Annotated in this window: 22 protein-coding genes; 11 read left to right on the top strand and 11 right to left on the bottom strand. The window is 54.4% G+C overall.

Annotated elements, in window-relative coordinates:
• The first annotated feature begins 202 nt into the window (after positions 1-202).
• Genes rfaD through rfaL form a run of 4 tightly spaced genes read left to right on the top strand, consistent with a single transcriptional unit; the run spans position 203 to position 4,402 of the window.
• Positions 203-1,135, top strand: a complete 933-nt coding sequence (gene rfaD / locus H7R56_RS00950) for an ADP-glyceromanno-heptose 6-epimerase (protein ID WP_106924965.1) — start codon at positions 203-205, stop codon at positions 1,133-1,135.
• Positions 1,136-1,144: 9 nt separating this feature from the next.
• Entirely contained in the window at positions 1,145-2,191 is a 1,047-nt protein-coding gene (gene rfaF / locus H7R56_RS00945; protein ID WP_106924964.1) for an ADP-heptose--LPS heptosyltransferase RfaF, read from the top strand.
• Positions 2,192-2,194: 3 nt separating this feature from the next.
• Positions 2,195-3,163, top strand: coding sequence for a lipopolysaccharide heptosyltransferase RfaC (gene rfaC / locus H7R56_RS00940; protein ID WP_106924963.1), 969 nt, complete (start codon positions 2,195-2,197; stop codon positions 3,161-3,163).
• A gap of 18 nt (positions 3,164-3,181) precedes the next feature.
• Positions 3,182-4,402: an O-antigen ligase RfaL gene (gene rfaL, locus H7R56_RS00935; RefSeq protein ID WP_106924962.1), complete on the top strand. Its 1,221-nt coding sequence runs from the start codon at positions 3,182-3,184 to the stop codon at positions 4,400-4,402.
• A gap of 45 nt (positions 4,403-4,447) precedes the next feature.
• Here rfaL and waaZ read toward each other — a convergent pair whose 3' ends face one another.
• The 5 genes from waaZ to rfaQ form a co-directional block, all read right to left on the bottom strand.
• On the bottom strand, positions 4,448-5,230 hold the full coding sequence (gene waaZ / locus H7R56_RS00930) for a 3-deoxy-D-manno-oct-2-ulosonate III transferase WaaZ (RefSeq protein WP_106924961.1): 783 nt from the start codon (positions 5,228-5,230) through the stop codon (positions 4,448-4,450).
• 77 nt (positions 5,231-5,307) lie between these two features.
• Positions 5,308-6,330, bottom strand: coding sequence for a lipopolysaccharide 3-alpha-galactosyltransferase (gene waaO / locus H7R56_RS00925; protein ID WP_106924960.1), 1,023 nt, complete (start codon positions 6,328-6,330; stop codon positions 5,308-5,310).
• Positions 6,331-6,345: 15 nt separating this feature from the next.
• The gene (rfaP, locus tag H7R56_RS00920; RefSeq protein ID WP_106924959.1) at positions 6,346-7,143 is read right to left on the bottom strand and encodes a lipopolysaccharide core heptose(I) kinase RfaP; all 798 of its coding nucleotides are present in this window, start codon (positions 7,141-7,143) and stop codon (positions 6,346-6,348) included.
• Complete coding sequence (locus H7R56_RS00915; RefSeq protein WP_106924958.1) at positions 7,136-8,260, bottom strand: glycosyltransferase family 4 protein; 1,125 nt, start codon at positions 8,258-8,260, stop codon at positions 7,136-7,138. The genes rfaP and H7R56_RS00915 overlap by 8 nt, the downstream gene beginning before the upstream one ends.
• Entirely contained in the window at positions 8,257-9,327 is a 1,071-nt protein-coding gene (gene rfaQ / locus H7R56_RS00910) for a lipopolysaccharide core heptosyltransferase RfaQ (RefSeq protein ID WP_106924957.1), read from the bottom strand. Before rfaQ ends, H7R56_RS00915 begins: the two co-directional genes overlap by 4 nt.
• 387 nt (positions 9,328-9,714) lie before the next feature.
• Between rfaQ and waaA the strand changes: the two genes are divergently transcribed.
• Together waaA and coaD are read left to right on the top strand one after the other, a co-directional pair.
• Positions 9,715-10,992 (top strand): lipid IV(A) 3-deoxy-D-manno-octulosonic acid transferase, encoded by a 1,278-nt coding sequence (gene waaA / locus H7R56_RS00905; protein ID WP_106924956.1) that lies wholly within the window; start codon positions 9,715-9,717, stop codon positions 10,990-10,992.
• Positions 10,993-11,000: 8 nt separating this feature from the next.
• The gene (gene coaD, locus H7R56_RS00900) at positions 11,001-11,480 is read left to right on the top strand and encodes a pantetheine-phosphate adenylyltransferase (protein WP_106925183.1); all 480 of its coding nucleotides are present in this window, start codon (positions 11,001-11,003) and stop codon (positions 11,478-11,480) included.
• A 39-nt stretch (positions 11,481-11,519) separates the two neighbouring features.
• Here the strand turns inward: coaD and mutM are convergent, their stop codons facing one another.
• From mutM to radC, 4 genes are all read right to left on the bottom strand, one after another.
• On the bottom strand, positions 11,520-12,329 hold the full coding sequence (gene mutM, locus H7R56_RS00895; RefSeq protein WP_106924955.1) for a bifunctional DNA-formamidopyrimidine glycosylase/DNA-(apurinic or apyrimidinic site) lyase: 810 nt from the start codon (positions 12,327-12,329) through the stop codon (positions 11,520-11,522).
• 98 nt (positions 12,330-12,427) lie between these two features.
• Entirely contained in the window at positions 12,428-12,595 is a 168-nt protein-coding gene (rpmG, locus tag H7R56_RS00890) for a 50S ribosomal protein L33 (RefSeq protein ID WP_003024094.1), read from the bottom strand.
• Positions 12,596-12,615: 20 nt separating this feature from the next.
• Complete coding sequence (gene rpmB, locus H7R56_RS00885) at positions 12,616-12,852, bottom strand: 50S ribosomal protein L28 (RefSeq protein ID WP_106924954.1); 237 nt, start codon at positions 12,850-12,852, stop codon at positions 12,616-12,618.
• 217 nt (positions 12,853-13,069) lie between these two features.
• Entirely contained in the window at positions 13,070-13,717 is a 648-nt protein-coding gene (gene radC, locus H7R56_RS00880; RefSeq protein WP_106924953.1) for a RadC family protein, read from the bottom strand.
• 184 nt (positions 13,718-13,901) lie between these two features.
• Between radC and coaBC the strand changes: the two genes are divergently transcribed.
• The 3 genes from coaBC (at position 13,902) to slmA (ending at position 16,308) form a co-directional block, all read left to right on the top strand.
• Positions 13,902-15,122, top strand: a complete 1,221-nt coding sequence (coaBC, locus tag H7R56_RS00875) for a bifunctional phosphopantothenoylcysteine decarboxylase/phosphopantothenate--cysteine ligase CoaBC (RefSeq protein ID WP_182928669.1) — start codon at positions 13,902-13,904, stop codon at positions 15,120-15,122.
• Positions 15,100-15,558 (top strand): dUTP diphosphatase, encoded by a 459-nt coding sequence (gene dut, locus H7R56_RS00870; RefSeq protein WP_035895829.1) that lies wholly within the window; start codon positions 15,100-15,102, stop codon positions 15,556-15,558. Before coaBC ends, dut begins: the two co-directional genes overlap by 23 nt.
• A 153-nt stretch (positions 15,559-15,711) precedes the next feature.
• Positions 15,712-16,308, top strand: a complete 597-nt coding sequence (gene slmA / locus H7R56_RS00865) for a nucleoid occlusion factor SlmA (RefSeq protein WP_106924952.1) — start codon at positions 15,712-15,714, stop codon at positions 16,306-16,308.
• Between the two features lie 178 nt (positions 16,309-16,486).
• Here slmA and pyrE read toward each other — a convergent pair whose 3' ends face one another.
• Both pyrE and rph read right to left on the bottom strand, forming a co-directional pair.
• Positions 16,487-17,128, bottom strand: coding sequence for an orotate phosphoribosyltransferase (gene pyrE, locus H7R56_RS00860; protein WP_106924951.1), 642 nt, complete (start codon positions 17,126-17,128; stop codon positions 16,487-16,489).
• Positions 17,129-17,191: 63 nt separating this feature from the next.
• Complete coding sequence (rph, locus tag H7R56_RS00855; RefSeq protein WP_106925181.1) at positions 17,192-17,908, bottom strand: ribonuclease PH; 717 nt, start codon at positions 17,906-17,908, stop codon at positions 17,192-17,194.
• A gap of 230 nt (positions 17,909-18,138) precedes the next feature.
• On the opposite strand from rph, the gene H7R56_RS00850 reads away from it, so the two are divergent.
• Entirely contained in the window at positions 18,139-19,002 is an 864-nt protein-coding gene (locus H7R56_RS00850) for a YicC/YloC family endoribonuclease (protein WP_106924950.1), read from the top strand.
• Positions 19,003-19,286: 284 nt separating this feature from the next.
• The gene (locus H7R56_RS00845) at positions 19,287-21,020 is read left to right on the top strand and encodes a phosphoethanolamine transferase CptA (protein ID WP_106925180.1); all 1,734 of its coding nucleotides are present in this window, start codon (positions 19,287-19,289) and stop codon (positions 21,018-21,020) included.
• Positions 21,021-21,232: the final 212 nt, after the last annotated feature.

The raw sequence follows: 21,232 nt of genomic DNA, 5'->3' as shown, positions 1-21,232 counted from the left end.
TTCGGTAAAATTTGGCACATATTACCCAAAGCTATACGCTGATACGAGATGATGCATGTCTGAATGAATTATTTGCAGCATAAATCACGCGCCCCCGTCTCGCTACGCGGTGAAAGGCTGAAGGCTGGCAAATGTGATGGTATGATAAGAGGTATTCGTGCCCGGGATACTCCAGGGCCCACCTATCTCAAAGGTTACAGTTATGATTATCGTTACCGGCGGCGCTGGCTTTATCGGCAGCAACATCGTGAAAGCGCTTAATGACAAAGGCATTACCGACATTCTGGTAGTGGACAACCTGAAAGACGGCACCAAGTTCGTGAACCTGGTTGACCTTGATATCACCGACTATATGGATAAAGAAGATTTTCTGATCCAGATTCTGGCCGGTGAAGAGTTCGGTGATATTGAAGCCGTGTTCCATGAAGGCGCCTGCTCCTCCACCACCGAGTGGGACGGTAAGTACGTGATGGACAACAACTATCAGTACTCCAAAGAGCTGCTGCACTACTGCCTGGAGCGTGAAATCCCGTTCCTGTACGCCTCTTCCGCCGCCACCTACGGCGGCCGTACCAGCGACTTCATCGAGTCCCGCGAGTTTGAAAAACCGCTGAACGTCTACGGCTACTCTAAATTCCTGTTTGACGAGTACGTGCGCCGCATCATGCCGGAAGCCAACTCGCCGATCGTCGGTTTTCGCTACTTCAACGTCTACGGCCCGCGCGAAGGGCATAAAGGCAGCATGGCGAGCGTCGCGTTCCACCTGAACACTCAGTTGAACAACGGCGAAAGCCCGAAACTGTTTGAAGGCAGCGACGGCTTTAAGCGCGACTTCGTCTACGTCGGCGACGTGGCAGCGGTAAACCTGTGGTTCTGGGAAAACGGTAAATCCGGCATCTTCAACCTCGGTACCGGCCGTGCGGAATCCTTCCAGGCGGTGGCAGATGCCACGCTGGCGTTCCACAAAAAAGGCAGCATTGAGTACATTCCGTTCCCGGATAAATTGAAAGGTCGCTACCAGGCGTTTACTCAGGCCGACCTGACGAATCTGCGCGCCGCTGGCTACGATAAGCCGTTCAAGACCGTCGCCGAAGGCGTAACGGAATATATGGCCTGGTTGAACCGCGACGCGTAAGAAGTCAGCATGAAAATTCTGGTGGTCGGCCCGTCATGGGTGGGCGACATGATGATGTCGCAAAGTCTCTATCGCACGCTCAAGGCGCGCTATCCCCAGGCGATAATCGACGTGATGGCACCCGCGTGGTGCCGTCCGCTGTTATCGCGGATGCCGGAAGTCAATGAAGCGATCGCCATGCCGCTCGGGCACGGCGCGCTGGAAATTGGCGAACGGCGCAAGCTCGGTCATAGCCTGCGCGAACGGCGCTATGACCGCGCTTATGTTCTGCCTAACTCCTTTAAATCGGCACTGGTGCCGTTCTTTGCCGGCATCCCGCTGCGCACCGGCTGGCGCGGCGAGATGCGCTATGGCCTGCTGAACGATGCACGGGTACTGGACAAAGCGGCCTGGCCGCTGATGGTCGAGCGCTACGTGGCGCTGGCCTATGACAAAGGCGTAATGCGCTGCGCGAAAGATCTGCCACAGCCGCTGCTGTGGCCACAATTACAGGTGAATGAGGGCGAGAAATCGCTGGCCTGTAACGCATTTTCGCTCTCCGGCGATCGCCCGATGATCGGTTTTTGTCCCGGCGCCGAGTTTGGCCCGGCTAAACGCTGGCCGCACTATCACTACGCCTCGCTGGCAAAACAGCTGATTGACGAAGGCAATCAGATTGTCCTGTTCGGCTCGGCGAAAGATCACGACGCGGGTAATGAGATTATCGCCGCGCTGAGCGACGAACAAAAAGGCTGGTGCCGCAATCTGGCCGGGGAAACCCAGCTGGAGCAGGCCGTGGTGCTGATTGCCGCCTGTAAGGCGATCGTGACCAACGACTCAGGCCTGATGCACGTGGCCGCAGCGCTTAACCGCCCGCTGGTCGCGCTGTACGGCCCCAGCAGCCCGGACTTTACGCCGCCGTTGTCTAACAAAGCGCGCGTCATCCGACTCATTACCGGCTACCACAAGGTGCGTAAAGGCGACGCTGCGCAGGGTTATCATCAGAGCCTGATCGATATCACCCCGGCGCGCGTTCGCGAAGAGCTCAACGCGCTGCTGTCGAGTGAGGAAGCCTGACGCATGCGGGTGTTGATTGTCAAAACCTCTTCGATGGGCGACGTCCTGCACACGCTACCGGCGTTAACCGACGCGCAGCACGCCATTCCCGGCATCCGCTTTGACTGGGTCGTGGAAGAAGGCTTCGCCCAAATCCCTTCCTGGCACGATGCCGTCGACCGCGTGATTCCGGTCGCCATTCGCCGCTGGCGTAAAGCGTGGTTCTCTGCCCCCATCAAGGCCGAGCGCAAAGCCTTTCGCGACGCCGTTCAGGCGGTGAATTATGACGCCATCATCGATGCCCAAGGGCTGGTAAAAAGCGCCGCGCTGGTCACCCGGCTGGCGCACGGCGTGAAGCACGGCATGGACTGGAGCAGCGCCCGCGAACCGCTGGCCAGCCTGTTCTATAACCGTCGTCACCCTATTGCCAAACAGCAGCACGCCGTAGAGCGCACCCGCGAGCTGTTTGCCAAAAGCCTCGGTTATGCCAAGCCCGATACGCAGGGTGACTACGCGATCGCCCAGCATTTTCTGGCAACGCTTGCGCCAGCAGAAGCGCCTTACTGCGTCTTCCTGCACGCCACCACTCGCGACGATAAACACTGGCCGGAGAGCCACTGGCGCGAACTGATTGGCCTGTTAAAAGAGAGCGGGCTGCGCATCAAGCTCCCCTGGGGCGCGCCGCACGAGGAAGCTCGCGCAAAACGCCTGGCAGAGGGATTTGATTATGTAGAAGTCCTGCCGCGCCTGAGCCTGGAGAAAGTGGCACACGAGCTGGCAGGGGCAGAATTTGTTGTCTCAGTGGATACCGGATTAAGCCACTTAACCGCGGCGCTGGATCGCCCAAATATCACGCTGTATGGGCCAACCGACCCTGGATTAATTGGGGGATACGGTAAGAACCAGGTGGCGTGCTGTTCAGCATCACAAGATTTAACAACGCTTGACGCGCTCGCGGTACTTCACGAGCTGCGGAAAATACAGTCCTGGTGATCTTTTTAGGGTATTTTGATGAATTTTTTAGCATTCGTTAAGCATAAGGAAGCATGCTGGCAATCCATATGGAATCGTGGGTTAGTTTCATTATTTATTATAATGAACTTTTTTGACCATATTACCCGTTATAAGCATGCAGTCACCGGGTTAATGCTGATTACTGCACTATATTATGTAGCTAAGAAAAAAACACAGCTGCTAAGTATTTTTAAAAATAACCTGACCTATGCCCTTCTGTGCTTTGTGGCCGTGTGTGTCTATGCCGTGGCAATTTCCGTCGATCCGGCCTACAGCTTGAGTAAATTTGCCAATACCGTGCTGGAAAAACTGCTGCTGATGACGCTGCTTATCCCCATCCTGCTGCATGAGGAAAGTAAAGAGAATGTCGCCAGGACCCTGATTTACTCGCTGATCGTCGGCATTCTGCCGCTGGCGATAGCCGACGGCTGGCAGTACTACCGCGAATATCAGCAAGGGATTATGCCGTTAACCGACTTTGCGCATAAGTACCGCTCAGATATTTTAATCTTTATGGCTCCCGCATTTTTATTCCTCTGGAATTTCAAAACGACCAAAGCCAGAGTACTGTTCTTTGCGATCGCCTGCGTGATGGGCTTTATGATTGTGGGTACGCTGCAGCGTGGTACCTGGTTAGCCATCCTAATCCCAGCATTTATCTGGTGCGTCATTAAGCGAGAATGGAAACTACCGCTGCTTGCCGCCGTGCTGCTCGGTGGCGTGCTGGTCACCGGCTATCTGAAAGATCGGGACGCCTTTAAGTTGTTGTTCCATAAGATGCAGCAAACCTCCAGCTCCTACCGCTACGGCGGCGGTACGCAGGGTTCGGCGCTGGATCTCATTATGGAAAACCCAATAAAGGGCTACGGCTACGGTGAAGATATCTTCTACCGGGTATATAACAGCCGGGTCCACGACTATCCGCAGTGGTTCTTTAAACAGTCCATCGGGCCGCACAACCTGACGCTGTCGATGTGGTATGCCGGTGGTTTATTGGGCCTGTTTGCCGTTTGGTATTTGCTGATCTCACTGCTGACGGAAGCAGTCAAAGGCTACCGGGCAAGCCAGGGCATTATTAAAGAGGCGTGGCTCCTGATCGGGTTAATCCTGGTCGGCAACCTGTTCGTCCGCGGTGCCTTTGAGACCGTCAGCATAGAGAACCTGACGATGCTGTTGGGCATTGCGCTCACGCTGAAGGCGCGAAGCCAACAGCACTAAATAAAAAAGGCTGCGAATGCAGCCTTTTTTATTTTTCTGACCCGGCTACACCTCTTCCGGCGTAATAAAAGGCACCAGATCATAGCTGACGGCGGTGTTGTCAGAGAGGTTGTAGACGTTAATATCCGGCACCTTCTCCCGCATAAAGGCATAAAATGGCAGGATTTTACCTAAATCACGGCTCAACTCCGACGGCTGCGGGTTATGTTCTTCGTCATAAAAACGCGTGCAGGTATCCACTAAATCCAGCCCGGAGTGAACGATTTTCTTATAGCCCAGGCTGTAGGCAACCTGCAGCGCAGCAAACGCCACCGTATGGCACGAGCAATAGCCGTGAGAGATATCGCGGCTAAAGCCCACCAGACGTTTCTTTTTCGACATGGGGACCGAAATCAGGATGTTTTCATCCAGCTTCGCCATCAGCGTAAATTTCAGTTTCTTAAAGAAGCCGCCTTTCTCCCGCTGATATAAAGAGCGAATCACGAAACCGCGATCGTCAATGAAGCGCTTATCCTCCGCGGAGGCGTTATCGTAAACCTCGCCATTGACAATGGTGTATTTACTCTTTTGCACAAACTCGCGGAAATCATCGTTACGCTGCAGAGAAAAACGCGAATCCGTCAGCACATAAATAAACGGCTGAATATTGTTATCCAGCAGGTAGCGGGCCGAACCGTTGACCGAAATAACGTCTGATGCCGCCAGTAGGCTCAATGGCGTTTTCAGTGAGGAGGGACCAGAAAGGAAAATAATGCTGCTTTCAGCGGTCCTGTGACGTTTGATTTCGTTAATGTCTTCGGTTGTGATGCCGTGCAATTTGCCGCTCATAAGACTGCCACCAAAATAGGATTATGACCCAACTGCCAATGTGCTGATTTACCCCTGCCAGGCGTGCGCTACGTAGCCTAACGCGACTTCACCAGCCGCAGATAAAAATAGTAAATGTAGTTCATAACGCCAGCAACAGGCTGATTATTCTTGAAATTATGCTTAGCACAATAGCGCGCGTAGTTTGCGTTATTCGGCTTGAGCAACGGCGTAGATTGCCACGGCGAAGCCGCCTTTGCCTTGAGGAACGGCGTTGCGCTGGGGTAGTTAGCCCAGTTATGCCACGGCTTGGTGGGCCCAACGTAGTGGATCAACACGGTGCCATCGTTAATGGGGTTAACAAAGGCCGTCTTCAGCTCATAGTTAAGGCTGAACTGCGTGTTGTATTTCCCCTCGATAAAAGTCACTTTCCCGGCCAGAATGATGTTCAGAATATCCTGATCCATAAAGCTCAGCTTGCGCGTCACGTTTTTATCGGACAGCAGCGACATAGCCTTGCTGGATACTGACTCGCTGGCCCATGCCGGAATATTCAGCAGCAACACGCCCGAGTTAAAATAACCGTTCTCAATCGCCGGGCATTCCAGACTCTGGCTGCGTGACCGCCACCACTTTTTATCACGTTCCGGTACCACGCCCGCTACGCTATCGCCTAATAACAGCGTAGCCAGCGGCTTAATGCTTCCCTGGCACACAATATCGGCATCCAGATACAGCACGCGCGGCTGCTGACCGATGAAATAGTCGCCGATGATAAAGCGGAAATACATCGCCACGGACCAGTTCTTGGTGGTCGGAAAAGCCTTCAGACGATCGCAGTTGACAATATGAATCTGAATGCAGGTTTTATAGTCCTTCGCCAACTGGGCAAAATGCTGCTTTTCGGCTTCCGGAACGGTGTCGATAAAGACATGGAAAATAAAATCGCTGTCGCGGTTATGCAGCAGAACGGAAGCAATCGAGACGCCGCAGCCAAAAAGAAAGTTCTTATCAATCCCGTAAGCAACCGGCAGCGGTGACGTGCCCTCTGCCGTTTCGCGCTCATCAAAGATGATGCTTTCTTTGATCATCTCCTGCGCATTTAAATACGTATTTGCCATGCTCTGCCTCAGCGTTTACAACGACTTTCTTATCGTTCTTTCTTTGATTTTATTCGCGTTTTCTTCGGTTTTAGCCAGAAGCGCCTGCTCTTCTCGCAGCGCCTCTCTCAGCGGCTTAGCAAAATACACCCGCATAAAGCGCAGAACATCGCGCTGGGTCAGCCCGATATTCATTGACGAAAAATAGAGCCCGATAAGATCTTTATCGCGCCAGCGGCGCGGCACACGATCGCGAATTTGCGCACGGTGCAGGTCAATCACCGAAATCTTTAACGTTTCTTCGGCGCCGCTAAACGGCAGGTGCAGCAGAAAATGGCAGATATAGCAGTCGCGATGGTTAATGCCGCTCAGATGCATTTTTCGCACCATCGTCGCCACACGCTTAATCAGCATGCGTTTCAGCGCGGGCGCAGGCGGATTCGCTAACCAGTCGGCGCAGTAATCCTCAAGGCTGATGGTGGGCGTCAGGTCTTCGGTAATGATAAATGAGGTGCGGGTCAGAGGATTCAACCCTTTCTCCCCAAAACCAACGCCGTGCATAGTATCAACCCCCACGTCGTGCAGGCGATGAATCGCGTTCCACTCGCGATCGGCGCCCAGCACCGGCATACGCAGCGAAATCAGGTTCTTCACGATCTCTTTAAGGGAGGTGCCGCGGTGCCATTTCAGAAAATAGCTGCCGCCCGCCAGCTCGAAGCGCAGCGTACGGCGCGTTTCCAGCTCGCGGAAGACTTCACCCTGCAGGTGTTTCACTTCCTCAAAGGCATCTTTTCCGCGCCACAGCGTGGCCAGCGGTTCATTCAGCTCAACCATCCAAATCACCTATTATGATATCTGCCGCTTTGTCCGCCAGACTGTACAAATCTTGTGTATCGGCATAATTGCGCGCATTTTCCGCCCATGCTGCGCGCAGCGCCGGCTGGGTTAACGCCTTGAGGAGAACCTCATTTAAGGCTTCCTGGCGGAAAGGCTCATCCATTACCGCGCCGCAGTTGGCGTCCGCAATGTAGTGGGCATAGCCGCATACGCGGGTTGTTAATACCGGCAGGCCGGCCGTCACGGCCTCCAGCAGCACAATTCCCGCGGCTTCCTGATAGGCCGGATGCAACAGCAAATCAGCTGCCGCCATCAGCTCCGCCACGTCGTTGCGGCCGGAAAAGAAATGCACATTGCGCTGAATACCGTATTTTTCGGCCTGCGCGGCAAATTTCCCCGGTTTGTCCTGCCCGACAATAAACAGCTGCGTGTTATGGCGCACGCTTTCCGGCAGCGAGGCCATCGCGGCCAGCGTACGATCAACGCCTTTACGCGTGAAGTCCGAACCCACCTGTAACAGCACGTTTTGCGACTCGGTCAGACCATTCTTCTGCCGGTACACCTGACGGGCGTCCGGGATCTGCTGGCTGTATTTTCTGTCTGGATAGATGCCCGGCGGCAGAATATGAAAGCGTGCTGACTCGGTCTGATAGTGTTTCTGGAAATCGGCAATTTGCTTGTCCGTCAGCATCAACAGCTGCGTGTTTTTGCCGTGCTCGAACGTTGCCCGCTCAAAGGCCGCATAGTGACGATAGCGCGAAGTCAGGCGATAAAAGAACCCTTTTTCCTGCGCGACTTTTTCGGCATAGCACACGTCGGCGGCGTAATAGACGTCCAGACCGGGCATTTTATTGAAGCCCACGACTCTACTCACCGGATGTTCACGCAGATGGTTTTGCACCCACGTATAATATTGCGCGTTACGGCCGTGGTTAGTATGGGATTTGACCGGAACCTTGATGAGCTCAAACGCCTGCGGGCACTCTCCCTCCCAGGATTGCGTATATACGCGCACCTGATGACCGCGGGCCGCCACGGTCTGCGCAATGCGCATAAAATCGCGCTGCAGGCCGCCGAAGGGGAAATACTTATACAAACAGAAAGCAACGATCATAATTCCTCGCCGGTTACAGGCTCGCCGTGACCCGCGAGCAGTATTTTATCAATCGCGGCAATCACATCTTCTGCCGGGATAACCGAAAGGTACATTTCATTACGGTCACGCTGCTCACGCGGCGGCATAGGGCGATAGTCGCCGGCCCAGAACTGGATCATATTGTCCGACCACGGGCGCCAGAAGATATGATTAGTGGCACCAAATAGCGCAATCAACGGCGTTTTTACCGCCGCCGCAATATGGCCCGGCGCGGAGTCAACGCCGATAAACAGCGCCGCATGGTCGATAAGCGCCCCCAGTTCGGGAAACGTCATTTTTCCGGCTAAAGCGGTGACCGGCGGCCGCTCGCAGCCCTGTGCGATCGCCTTGATACAGGCTAAATCCTCGGCGCTCGGGCCCGACGTCAGCACTACCTCAACGCCGCGCTGATGAAGTGCATCCACCACCTTTGCGAACTTCTCATTTTCCCAGCATTTAAAAATCTGCCGTGCCGTCGGTTGGATCACCACGTAGCGCTCGCCAACGCCGGCCTTATCCAGCTCGCCGCGCACGCGCGTCCAGCACGCCGGGTTGTAGCTCATGGTCGTTTCGGCAACAGACGAATCAAGCCCCAGCGGTGCCAGCACTGACAGATTCGCTTCCACGACATTCTCGCCCTTCTGCGGGGCCAGGTGAGTAAAACTGTTGCGCCAGAACGCCGACTGCCGATGCTGATAATTCTGCGAAATGCTCATCGGGACATTCAGCAAGCGCACCAGCACGGCCACCATCCATTGGTCGGCCATATTGACGACCAGATCGTATTTATTCGACCGCAGTACTCTGATTAAACTGACGAAGTTGGTAATTTTCTCTGTCGTTTTTGCTTTCTTGTTTTTAATACCATACAGCGCGTTAATTTCAGGGTTTTCAGACAAAATAGGGATCGTATCCTGATACAACAGGACGTCGATTTTCGCCTCAGGATAATGGCGCTTCAGCGTGCTAATAACGGGGGTCGTTAATAACATATCCCCGTGAAAACGCATTTTAATGACCAGTATTTTTCGAAATGGCTTATCCACACGCGACTCTTTGGTTGAGGTTTTCCGCTAAAAACAGGCACAAAGCGCGCTTACGGCCAATGACCGGAAATGCACGCTTTTTGCCGCGCTAGTGTACCACTTCTTGCGCCGCAATCCGAACCGGATGCATTTTGCCTTTATAAAGTCATTTTTCTTTATAAATCATGGCAGTAATACCTTATCCATCGCGATAACTTCCGCGACGTTCATCCCCACATATCCAGAGGCGTTAACCGCAATGAACAGCATAAAAAAGGGTGATAAGTAGTGATATCCACGGCAAGCCCCTGCACTGTGGATAATTTAGACCAAAAACAGCAAAAGTAATGGTAAAGCCTCAGTTAAATACTTAGAATCCACAGCACATTCATAACTCAGCTATTTATTATGCTTGAACTGCTTTACACCGCCCTTCTCTACCTTATTCAGCCCCTTATCTGGATACGGCTTTGGGTGCGCGGACGTAAGGCTCCGGCCTACCGAAAACGCTGGGGTGAACGTTACGGTTTTTATCGCCAGCCGCTTAAGCCCGGCGGGATTATGCTGCACTCCGTTTCCGTAGGTGAAACGCTGGCGGCCATTCCGCTCGTGCGCGCGCTGCGCCACCGTTACCCCGATTTGCCGATTACTGTGACCACGATGACCCCCACCGGTTCCGAGCGCGTCCAGTCAGCATTTGGCAAAGACGTGCAGCACGTTTATCTGCCGTACGATTTACCCGATGCCCTTAACCGTTTCCTCGATAAAATCGACCCTAAGCTGGTGCTGATTATGGAAACGGAGCTGTGGCCAAACCTGATTGCCGCACTGCATCGCCGCCATATTCCGCTGGTGATCGCCAACGCGCGCCTTTCCGAGCGCTCGGCTGCCGGGTACGCCAAATTAGGGTCATTCGTGCGGACGCTGCTGCAGCGTATTACGCTGATTGCGGCGCAGAATGAAGAAGACGGCCAGCGTTTTGTGGCGCTGGGCGCGAAAAATAATCAGGTCACCATCACTGGCAGCCTGAAGTTTGATATTTCCGTCACGCCGCAGCTGGCTGCCAAAGCGGTAACGCTGCGCCGCCAGTGGGCACCGCGCCGGCCGGTGTGGATTGCCACCAGCACGCATGAAGGCGAAGAGAGTATCGTCATTGCCGCCCACAAAGCGCTGCTGAAGCACTACCCGGATCTGCTGCTGATTCTGGTGCCGCGCCATCCGGAACGTTTTCCGGACGCCATCAATCTCACCCGTCAGGCTGGCCTGAGCTACACAACCCGTTCCTCCGGCGAAGTCCCTTCCGCCGCGACGCAGGTGGTAATTGGCGATACTATGGGCGAGCTGATGCTGCTGTACGGAATTGCCGACCTGGCGTTCGTTGGCGGCTCGCTGGTCGAACGCGGCGGCCATAACCCGCTGGAAGCCGCAGCGCACGCCATTCCCGTGCTGATGGGGCCGCATACGTTTAACTTCAAAGACATTTGCGCGCGTCTGGAACAGGCGAGCGGTCTTATCACCGTTACCGATGCCGAAAGCCTTGAAAAAGAGGTTTCCTCTTTGCTGGGCGACGCGGATTACCGCAGTTTCTATGGCCGTCATGCCGTTGAGGTCCTGTATCAGAACCAGGGCGCGCTGCAGCGCTTGCTACAACTCCTGGAGCCGTACCTGCCACCGAAAACGCATTGAGGATGATTATGCAAAAACGGGCAATTTATCCGGGCACTTTCGATCCCTTCACTAACGGTCACCTTGATATCGTGACCCGCGCAGCCTGCATGTTCGATCGGGTGATCCTCGCCATTGCGGCCAGCCCCAGCAAAAAACCGATGTTCGACTTAAACGAACGCGTTGCCCTGGCCCAGCAGGCTACCGCGCACCTGGGCAACGTCGAGGTACTCGGGTTCAGCGATTTGATGGCCAATTTTGCCCGCAGCCAGCAGGCCAATATTCTGATTCGCGGCCTGCGCGCCGTGGCCGACTTTGAATACGAAATGCAGCTAGCGCACATGAACCGCCACCTGATGCCTGAACTGGAAAGCGTCTTCCTGATGCCGTCAAAAGAGTGGTCGTTTATTTCATCGTCGCTGGTGAAAGAGGTCGCGCGCCACGCCGGTGACGTGACGCACTTCCTGCCACAGCACGTGCATCAGGCGCTGATGGAAAAGCTTAAGTAACAACGCGTCAACGCTGGCCGGGCATCGCCCCGGCGGGCGCTACTTCTGACACTGTCGACAATAAAACGTCGCCCGCTGCGCATGTTTACTGGCAATAATTGGCGTACCGCACACCCGACACGGCTCGCCTTTCCGTCCGTACACCTGTAGCTCCTGTGCAAAATAGCCCGGCTTACCGTCGCTTTGCAGGAAATCCTTCAGCGTGGTTCCGCCCTGCTCAATCGATCGTTGCAGCACGGCTTTGATCGCCGCGACCAGCCGCTCGCACTCTTCCGCCGATAACGAACAGGCCAGCCGATCAGGATGGATCCGTGCGGCAAACAGCGATTCGCTGGCGTAAATATTACCCACGCCCACCACCAGCTTGTTATCCATCAGCCAGGGCTTAATCGCCGTTTTCTTCTTCGCGCACTTCGCCAGCAGGTAGCCCGCGTTAAATTCGTCGCTGAGCGGCTCAGGGCCCAGATGAGCGAGCGCGCTGTGGCCTTCCAGCACCGGCGTCCATAGCCAGGCGCCAAAACGGCGCGGGTCGGTGTAACGCAGCACTTTGCCGTTACTCAACACCAGGTCTACATGATCGTGTTTTTCTGCCGGTAGCTCGTGCGTCAAAATTCGCAGGCTCCCCGACATCCCCAGATGGATAATAATCCAGCCGTCAGGCAACTCCAGCAGCAGGTACTTGGCGCGTCGCTGGACGCTGAGTACGGGTTTATCGCTCAGGCGGTAGATTTCATCGGAGACGGGCCAGCGCAGGCGACCGTTGCGAATGACAGCATACTGGATGGTCGCACCGACCAGGTGAGGCTCAATACCCCGGCGGCTGGTTTCTACTTCGGGTAATTCAGGCATAGCGTCTCCGTCACAAATACAGATGCTTCTATTATGGGGACGCGCAGAAAACAAAAAACCCCGCCGAAGCGAGGTTTTTCGTGACATCGAAACTAAAATTATTTGATTTTAGCTTCTTTGTACAGAACGTGCTGACGGACAACTGGATCGAACTTTTTCAGTTCCAGTTTTTCCGGTTTAGTACGTTTGTTCTTCGTGGTGGTATAGAAGTGACCAGTACCAGCAGAAGAAACCAGCTTGATTTTCTCACGAATACCTTTAGCCATGATTTATTTCCTCTAAGTACTTAGTACTTTTCGCCACGGGCACGCAGTTCAGCCAGGACTGAATCGATGCCTTTTTTATCGATTACACGCATACCTTTAGCAGATACGCGCAGGGTGACAAAACGCTTCTCGCTCTCAACCCAGAAACGGTGAGAGTGCAGGTTCGGCAGGAAACGGCGTTTAGTCGCGTTCAGTGCGTGGGAACGGTTGTTACCGGTCACCGGACGCTTGCCAGTAACTTGGCAGACTCGGGACATGTCTATTCTCCAAAAATCAAATTAGCTCGAGCTTCGTATGGGGTATCGGCGCCTCGTCAGGCTGTAAAGCCCGGTCACGACGGTTCTAAGTGAACCCCCGATTGCCAGGCCCAAATGCCAAACCCGAGATTCTCAAAGGTGGCGTAGTATACGCTGACCCGGCGATATGCTCAAGTCCCGAACAGACAAAGATCCCGGTGGATCGCGTAATAATCCGCTAAATCCAGCCGCGTTCGGCAAAAGAAACGTATTCACCGCGGCCAATAACCAGATGGTCCAGCACACGTACATCCATGAATTGGCAACATTTTACCACCCTTTCGGTAATAAGTCTGTCTGATTTACTGGGTTCTGCATTACCCGATGGATGATTATGTGCAAGGATCACCGCCGCCGCGTTCACTTTGATGGCTTCTCGTACAATTTCGCGCGGATGCACCTCAACATGGCTCAAGGTGCCAGAAAAAAGTCGGCAGTGCTTGAGCACCTTATGCTGGTTATCGAGGAAGATAACCACAAAAATTTCTCGTTCTTCGTCGGCAAGCTGGCTTTGCAGAAACTCGCGGGTCATCTCCGGGCTCAACAGCGACTCCTCTGACAGCACGCGTAGGCTAAAGTAGCGGCGCGCCAGTTCGGCAATGCCCTTCAACTGAGCATACTTGGCAATCCCCATACCATCGATATGCGTTATCTCTTTTTCCGACGCCGAAAGCAGGCCGTACAGCGATCCAAAATGGCGCAGCAGGTCATGAGAGTAGCGCATGACGCTTTTTTCACGCGTGCCGGTGCGTAAAAAAAGCGCTAATAATTCAACATCCGTCAGCGTCTCAATACCGTATCGCTGCATTTTCTCGCGCGGCATCATGGTCGTAAGCTCTCCATTTCAATAGGGCTGCCTTCATCCTGACATTGCAGGGCCAACGCGGCGAGGCGCAGATTCCGGCCTTGCGTAACGCCTCGCAAAGTGTCGTTGCCGTAAGCGCACGACCCCGCCAGGATTGTGATAAAATGCGCGAATTCTGGTGTCCCTCTAACAGGAAAGAATCATGATGAGCCTGGCCGGTAAGAAAATTGTTCTTGGCGTCAGCGGCGGTATTGCTGCTTATAAAACGCCAGAGCTGGTGCGTCGCCTGCGCGAACGCGGCGCAGATGTGCGCGTTGCCATGACCGACGCGGCGAAAGCCTTCATCACCCCGCTGAGCCTGCAGGCGGTTTCCGGCTACCCGGTCTCCGACAGCCTGCTCGATACGGCCGCAGAAGCCGCAATGGGCCATATTGAGCTGGGCAAATGGGCGGACCTCGTCATCCTCGCCCCCGCCACGGCCGACCTGATTGCCCGCGTCGCCGCCGGGATGGCGAACGACCTGGTATCGACCATCTGCCTTGCCACGCCATCGCCGGTGGCGGTAGTGCCGGCAATGAACCAGCAGATGTACCGCGCCGCAGCGACGCAGCACAACCTTAGCGTACTCGCCTCGCGCAATTTGCTTATCTGGGGGCCGGACAGCGGCAGCCAGGCCTGTGGTGATATCGGCCCCGGCCGAATGCTCGACCCGATGACCATCGTCGACATGACCGCCGCCCATTTTGCCCCCGTCAAAGATCTGCAACATCTGCATATCATGATTACCGCCGGCCCGACTCGCGAGCCGCTGGACCCGGTGCGATACATCACCAACCACAGCTCCGGCAAGATGGGGTTTGCGATTGCCGAGGCCGCCGCCCAACGCGGGGCGAACGTTACGCTGGTCAGCGGGCCGGTGTCGCTGCCGACGCCAGCCTTCGTGCAACGTATTGATGTGACAACGGCTGAAGAGATGAACGCCGCCGTCCAGGCTGGCGTTACGCAGCAGCAGATTTTTATCGGCTGTGCCGCCGTTGCAGACTATCGTGCGGCGGTCATTGCAGAAGAAAAAATTAAGAAACAAGATACCCAGGGTGATGAATTCACAATAAAAATGGTGAAAAACCCGGATATCGTCGCCGGCGTTGCAGCGCTGAAAGAGCACCGTCCCTATGTCGTAGGGTTTGCCGCCGAAACGCATAATGTGGAAGAATATGCGCGGCAAAAGCGTAGCCGCAAAAACCTTGATCTGATTTGCGCCAATGATGTATCGCAGTCAAATCAAGGCTTTAATAGCGATAACAATGCATTGCACCTTTTCTGGCAGGACGGCGAGAAGCGTTTACCGCTCGCCAGTAAGTCACTCCTGGGCCAACTATTATTGGACGAGATCGTTACCCGTTATGATGAAAAAAATCGACGTTAAGATTCTGGACTCGCGTATTGGCCAGCAGTTCCCGCTGCCGACCTATGCCACCGCTGGCTCAGCAGGCCTCGACCTGCGCGCCTGTCTTGATGACGCCGTAGAGCTGGCGCCGGGTGAAACCACCTTACTGCCGACCGGTCTGGCGATTCATATTGCCGACCCGTCTCTGGCAGCAGTAATGCTGCCGCGCTCCGGCCTGGGCCACAAGCACGGTATCGTGCTGGGTAACCTGGTGGGGCTTATTGACTCTGACTACCAGGGTCAGCTGATGGTGTCTATCTGGAACCGCGGTCAGACGACCTTCACCATCGAGCCGGGCGAGCGCGTCGCGCAAATGGTATTTGTTCCTGTCGTACAGGCCGAGTTTAATCTGGTCGAATCGTTTGAAGCCACCGACCGTGGCGAAGGTGGCTTCGGCCACTCCGGGCGTCAGTAAACCGCCCTCAGGCGCATCACGCAGGATGTGATGCGCCCGTTTTTTACGTATCTCACGGCGTCATAATGTAAAAACAACACTGCACGTTATGGTTGCGGTCACCGTGTGGATGCTCGCCTGACAAGTGTTTTATTTTCAGGGGTATTTTAGAACATGGCAGAAAAGCAAACTGCGAAAAGGAATCGTCGCGAGGAAATACTTCAATCCCTGGCGTTGATGCTGGAGTCCAGCGATGGTAGCCAGCGCATCACGACGGCAAAACTGGCCGCTTCCGTAGGCGTTTCCGAAGCGGCGCTATACCGGCATTTCCCAAGCAAGACCCGCATGTTCGATAGCCTTATCGAGTTTATCGAAGATAGCCTGATTACCCGTATCAACCTGATTCTGAAAGATGAAAAAGACACCACTGCGCGCTTGCGGCTGATTGTGCTGTTGATTCTGGGCTTCGGTGAACGCAACCCTGGACTCACCCGCATCCTGACCGGCCACGCGCTCATGTTCGAGCAGGATCGCTTACAGGGCCGCATTAATCAGCTCTTTGAGCGCATTGAGGCGCAGCTGCGCCAGGTACTGCGCGAGCGGAGAATGCGCGAAGGTGAAGGCTATGAAACCGATGAAACGCTGCTGGCAAGCCAGCTGCTGGCCTTCTGTGAAGGGATGCTGTCGCGCTTTGTGCGCAGCGAATTTAAATACCGGCCCACGGATGATTTTGACGCCCGCTGGCCGCTGATTGTCGCTCAGCTGCAATAGCGCAAAATGGCCCGCGCAGTGCCGGATGACGTCGCAAGCGACTTATTCGGCCTACAAAGGATGTCGATTTCAATCAGTTAGGCAGTCCGCGTAGGCCCGATAAGCGTAGCGCCATCGGGCATTTCGGGCTTTGTCATCAGTCTCAAAAAAATAGCCCGGCCTGCGCCGGGCTATTTTTTTACACGCCGTATGCTTCGCGATAGGCGCGCACGGACGCCAGATGCGCCGCCATTTCTGGCTTCTCTTCCAGATAGGCAATCAGATCTTTCAGGGTGATTATCGAGATGACCTCACAGCCATAGTCGCGCTCCACTTCCTGAATGGCTGAAATGTCGCCGCGGCCGCGTTCCTGACGATCTAACGAGATCAGCACGCCAGCGAGCTGCGCACCGTTAGCCTGAATAATTTCCATCGATTCGCGGATTGCCGTCCCGGCGGTGATCACGTCATCCACCAGCATCACGCGGCCGGTCAGCGTGCTGCCCACCAGATTGCCGCCTTCACCGTGGTCTTTGGCCTCTTTACGATTGAAGCAGTACGGATAATCACGATCGTGGTGTTCCGCCAGCGCGACGGCGGTCGTGGTGGCAATCGGAATGCCTTTATACGCCGGTCCAAACAGCAGATCGAACTCGATACCGGAATCCACCAGCGCTTCGGCATAAAAACGGCCTAACAGTGCCAGATCGCGCCCGGTATTAAACAGCCCGGCGTTGAAGAAATAGGGGCTCTTGCGCCCGGATTTCAGCGTAAATTCGCCAAACTTAAGTACCTGCTTGTTAAGCGCAAACTCAATAAACTGGCGCTGATACGGTTTCATGGATTCGCTCCTCATCTCACTTATTTCAGACAAAAAAAAGGGCGACTACGTCGCCCTTAAAAATCAGTTTTCTAACGCCGCCTTCTGCGTCGCAATAATAGATTCGATTCCCCCTCTGGCGAGGGCCAATAGGGTGAGTAGCTCTTCGTGGCTGAACGGCTCGCCTTCGGCGGTGCCCTGCACTTCAATAATGCGGCCGTCTTCGGTCATCACCACGTTCATGTCGGTTTCTGCCGCAGAATCTTCGACGTATTCCAGGTCACACAGCGCTTCACCACCCACAATGCCCACGGAAACCGCCGCGACCATCCCTTTCATCGGATTGGTTTTCAGCTTGCCAGCAGCAACCAGTTTACCCAACGCATCCGCCAGCGCCACGCAGGCACCGGTAATGGACGCGGTGCGGGTGCCGCCGTCGGCCTGAATAACGTCACAATCCAGCGTAATGGTGAATTCGCCCAGCGCTTTCAGGTCAACTGCGGCGCGCAGCGCGCGCGCAATCAGGCGCTGAATCTCCATGGTGCGGCCGCCCTGCTTGCCTTTTGCCGCTTCGCGGGCGTTACGGGTGTGAGTCGCGCGCGGCAGCATGCCGTATTCCGCGGTGATCCAGCCCTGGCCCTGGCCTTTCAGGAAACGCGGTACGCCTTCGTCAATCGAGGCGGTGCACAGCACTTTGGTATCACCAAATTCGACCAGCACGGAGCCTTCAGCGTGTTTTGTATAATTACGGGTCAGGGTGACGGGACGCACCTGGTTGGCACTACGACCTGCTGGACGCATGATAGAAATCTCCGGCTTGAAACGAATGTGGCTGCGCATTATACACAAAATCATTCCCGCTGTATCAGGGCAGCAGGGGAGCAACGAATTCATCGGGCGCGAGCCGTGCGAAGCGTGCAGGAATGGTGAAAAGGATGGCGCATCACGGGTATTAAAGGTGCTTATTCCTATCCTGATAAGCCCTCGAAGGCTATAATCCCCCCATCTCTCCTTTAGAAACAGGAACGTCTATGATCCGCAGTATGACCGCCTATGCCCGCCGTGAAATCAAGGGCTCGTGGGGCAGCGCCGCCTGGGAACTGCGCTCGGTTAACCAGCGTTATCTCGAAACTTATTTTCGTCTGCCGGAACAGTTTCGCAGCCTCGAGCCTGTTGTGCGCGAGCGCCTGCGTACCCGTCTTACGCGCGGGAAAGTAGAGTGTACTTTGCGCTTTGAGCCCGATGCGAGCGCGCAGGGCGAGATGATCCTTAACGAAACGCTGGCTAAACAGCTGGTTAATGCCGCGAACTGGGTCAAAATGCAAAGCGACGAAGGTGAAATTAATCCGGTCGATATTCTGCGCTGGCCGGGCGTCATGGCCGCTCAGGAACAAGATCTGGACGCCATTGCTGCCGAAATCCTGACCGCGCTCGATGCGACGCTGGACGACTTTATCGTTGCTCGCGAAACCGAAGGCCAGGCGCTGAAAGCGCTGATTGAGCAGCGCCTCGCAGGCGTCAGCGATGAAGTAGCGAAAGTGCGCGCACATATGCCGGAAATTCTGCAATGGCAGCGCGACCGCCTTGTCGCCAAGCTGGAAGACGCAGAGGTACAGCTGGAAAACAACCGTCTGGAACAAGAGCTGGTGCTGATGGCGCAGCGTATCGACGTGGCCGAAGAGCTGGACCGCCTGGAAGCTCATGTAAAAGAAACCTATAACATCCTGAAGAAAAAAGAGGCTGTGGGTCGCCGTCTGGACTTCATGATGCAGGAATTTAACCGTGAGTCGAACACCCTGGCATCAAAATCGATCAATGCCGATGTCACAAATTCCGCCATTGAGCTGAAGGTGTTGATCGAGCAAATGCGCGAACAGATTCAGAATATCGAATAAAAGCAGACGGTTAAACTGAAACACCATGCCCGCCACGTTGCGGGCATTTTTATATCAGGTAGTTTCTTTTTTTTCACCGTCATTGCATGATGAGCCACCCTTCCAGGAAGGGCGATTATGGAAAAGATACGATATTGCAGAACGGTATTGCTCAGATAATTTCGCCGCACCTTTATCCCTTTAGATAATGGGCTTATCTGTTTTTACGCCCTGATATCGATCTAATTATATCTTAAGCATTGGTCGCTAAACTGGCCGCCTTTACTGCAAATAAAGTTAAACTTATGCAATTCACGACTACTCAGAGTACGCCAGCTTTCAGTTGGAAAGCCCTTGGCTGGGCCGTATTGTATTTTTGCTTCTTTTCTACCGCCTTACAGGTTGTCATCTATGCCACAGGCTACAGCGGTTCCACCGGCCTGAGAGATTCCATTCTCTTTAGCCTGTTATGGCTGGCGCCGGTATTCCTCTTCCCGAATAAAACCCGCCTTATTGGTGCGGTTATTGGCGTCGTACTGTGGGCCGCATCACTTGCCGCAATCAGCTATTACGTCATTTATGGGCAGGAGTTCTCGCAAAGCGTTTTATTTGTGATGTTTGAAACCAACACCAATGAAGCCGGAGAATTCTTCAGCCAGTATTTCAGCCTCAAGATTGTGCTGGTTGCGCTGGTGTATACGGCGGCTGCCATTTTGCTTTGGACACGTCTGCGCCCGGTGTACATCCCAACGCCCTGGCGCTGGCTGGTCTCCTTTGCACTGGTGTATGGTCTGATTCTGAACCCCATTGTTAACGGGGTCGTGATGAAAGATAAGCCCCTTGCCGACGTTCTGGACGGCGTATCAACGCGTCTGGCACCTGCTGCACCGTGGCAATTTATTACCGGCTACTATCAGTATCGCCATCAGTTGAATAGCCTGACGCAGTTGCTGAACGACAACCACGCTCTGCCGCCGCTGGCAAATTTAAAAGACAGCACCGGCGATGCGCCGCGTACGCTGGTATTGGTGATTGGCGAATCAACACAGCGTGGCCATATGAGCCTTTACGGCTATCCTCGTGAAACCACGCCGGAGCTGGATGCGCTGCATAAATCAGATCCGAACTTCACGGTCTTCAATGACGTCGTGACGTCTCGTCCTTATACCATTGAGATTCTGCAACAGGCACTGACCTTCGCTAACGAGCAGAACCCGGATCTGTACCTGACTAAACCGTCGCTGATGAACCTGATGAAACAAGCGGGCTATAAGACCTTCTGGATCACCAACCAGCAGACGATGACCTCGCGCAATACCATGCTGACGGTCTTCTCACGGCAGACGGATCAGCAGTTCTACATGAACCAGCAGCGTACCCAGAGCGCCCGCGAATACGATACCAACGTCCTGGCACCGTTCAAGCAGGTACTGGCCGACCCGGCACCGAAGAAGTTTATTATCGTTCACCTGCTGGGCACGCATATTAACTACGAGTACCGCTACCCTGAAAGCTGGAACAAGTTCGCGGGTCGAACTGACGGCATGCCGGCTGGGTTGAGTAAGGATCAGCAAGATACCTACAACAACTACGACAACGCCAACTTGTATAATGACTTTGTCGTTTCCAGCCTGATTAAGGACTACAAGGCGACAGATCCAAACGGCTTCCTGCTGTACTTCTCCGATCACGGGGAAGAGGTTTACGACACGCCGCCGCATAAAACGCAGGGTCGTAATGAGCAAGATCCTACGCGCCACATGTACACCATTCCGTTCCTGCTGTGGACATCAGAAAAGTGGCATGCCGCGCACCCGCGTGATTTCTCACAGGACGTCAACCGCAAATACAGCAGTTCAGAGCTGATCCACACCTGGTCCGATCTGGCCGGTCTGAGCTACGACGGTTTTGATCCAACCCGCGCGCTGACCAGCCCGCAATTTGTAGAAAGCACCCGCTGGATTGGCAACCCTTACAACAAGAAAGCGTTGACGGATTACGACAAGCTGCCGTACGGCGAGCAAACCGGTAATCAGTAATCTTCATTCAGGCCACTTCAACAGAAGTGGCCTTTTCATCTCGCCGGCGTAATGGAGACTTATATTTTCTAATGATGAAAATCATCATCTAAGAACACAAAACCCCATACCACAACGCCAATTAAGCCAGCATAAATTAGTTTTACTAATCTAAATCAACTCACCTTAGAAAATCTCAATCGTGACCAAGCGCACAAATCGCTACTCTCCGC

This window comes from Klebsiella sp. WP3-W18-ESBL-02, from assembly GCF_014168815.1.
In the GTDB taxonomy this organism is placed as follows: Bacteria; Pseudomonadota; Gammaproteobacteria; order Enterobacterales; family Enterobacteriaceae; genus Kluyvera; species Kluyvera ascorbata_B.
This window is presented reverse-complemented; position numbering and strand designations above follow the sequence as displayed.

What these genes read in the sequence shown, in the direction of transcription:
- radC (WP_106924953.1), bottom strand. Translation starts at nt 13,717, where the DNA reads ATGATGCCGCGCGAGAAAATGCAGCGATACGGTATTGAGACGCTGACG.
- waaZ (WP_106924961.1), bottom strand. Translation starts at nt 5,230, where the DNA reads ATGAGCGGCAAATTGCACGGCATCACAACCGAAGACATTAACGAAATC.
- rph (WP_106925181.1), bottom strand. Translation starts at nt 17,908, where the DNA reads ATGCGTCCAGCAGGTCGTAGTGCCAACCAGGTGCGTCCCGTCACCCTG.
- dut (WP_035895829.1), top strand. Translation starts at nt 15,100, where the DNA reads ATGATGAAAAAAATCGACGTTAAGATTCTGGACTCGCGTATTGGCCAG.
- pyrE (WP_106924951.1), bottom strand. Translation starts at nt 17,128, where the DNA reads ATGAAACCGTATCAGCGCCAGTTTATTGAGTTTGCGCTTAACAAGCAG.
- rpmB (WP_106924954.1), bottom strand. Translation starts at nt 12,852, where the DNA reads ATGTCCCGAGTCTGCCAAGTTACTGGCAAGCGTCCGGTGACCGGTAAC.
- waaO (WP_106924960.1), bottom strand. Translation starts at nt 6,330, where the DNA reads ATGGCAAATACGTATTTAAATGCGCAGGAGATGATCAAAGAAAGCATC.
- slmA (WP_106924952.1), top strand. Translation starts at nt 15,712, where the DNA reads ATGGCAGAAAAGCAAACTGCGAAAAGGAATCGTCGCGAGGAAATACTT.
- rfaF (WP_106924964.1), top strand. Translation starts at nt 1,145, where the DNA reads ATGAAAATTCTGGTGGTCGGCCCGTCATGGGTGGGCGACATGATGATG.
- waaA (WP_106924956.1), top strand. Translation starts at nt 9,715, where the DNA reads ATGCTTGAACTGCTTTACACCGCCCTTCTCTACCTTATTCAGCCCCTT.
- rfaP (WP_106924959.1), bottom strand. Translation starts at nt 7,143, where the DNA reads ATGGTTGAGCTGAATGAACCGCTGGCCACGCTGTGGCGCGGAAAAGAT.
- coaBC (WP_182928669.1), top strand. Translation starts at nt 13,902, where the DNA reads ATGAGCCTGGCCGGTAAGAAAATTGTTCTTGGCGTCAGCGGCGGTATT.
- mutM (WP_106924955.1), bottom strand. Translation starts at nt 12,329, where the DNA reads ATGCCTGAATTACCCGAAGTAGAAACCAGCCGCCGGGGTATTGAGCCT.
- H7R56_RS00915 (WP_106924958.1), bottom strand. Translation starts at nt 8,260, where the DNA reads ATGATCGTTGCTTTCTGTTTGTATAAGTATTTCCCCTTCGGCGGCCTG.
- H7R56_RS00845 (WP_106925180.1), top strand. Translation starts at nt 19,287, where the DNA reads ATGCAATTCACGACTACTCAGAGTACGCCAGCTTTCAGTTGGAAAGCC.
- rpmG (WP_003024094.1), bottom strand. Translation starts at nt 12,595, where the DNA reads ATGGCTAAAGGTATTCGTGAGAAAATCAAGCTGGTTTCTTCTGCTGGT.
- rfaD (WP_106924965.1), top strand. Translation starts at nt 203, where the DNA reads ATGATTATCGTTACCGGCGGCGCTGGCTTTATCGGCAGCAACATCGTG.
- coaD (WP_106925183.1), top strand. Translation starts at nt 11,001, where the DNA reads ATGCAAAAACGGGCAATTTATCCGGGCACTTTCGATCCCTTCACTAAC.
- H7R56_RS00850 (WP_106924950.1), top strand. Translation starts at nt 18,139, where the DNA reads ATGATCCGCAGTATGACCGCCTATGCCCGCCGTGAAATCAAGGGCTCG.
- rfaL (WP_106924962.1), top strand. Translation starts at nt 3,182, where the DNA reads ATGAATTTTTTAGCATTCGTTAAGCATAAGGAAGCATGCTGGCAATCC.
- rfaC (WP_106924963.1), top strand. Translation starts at nt 2,195, where the DNA reads ATGCGGGTGTTGATTGTCAAAACCTCTTCGATGGGCGACGTCCTGCAC.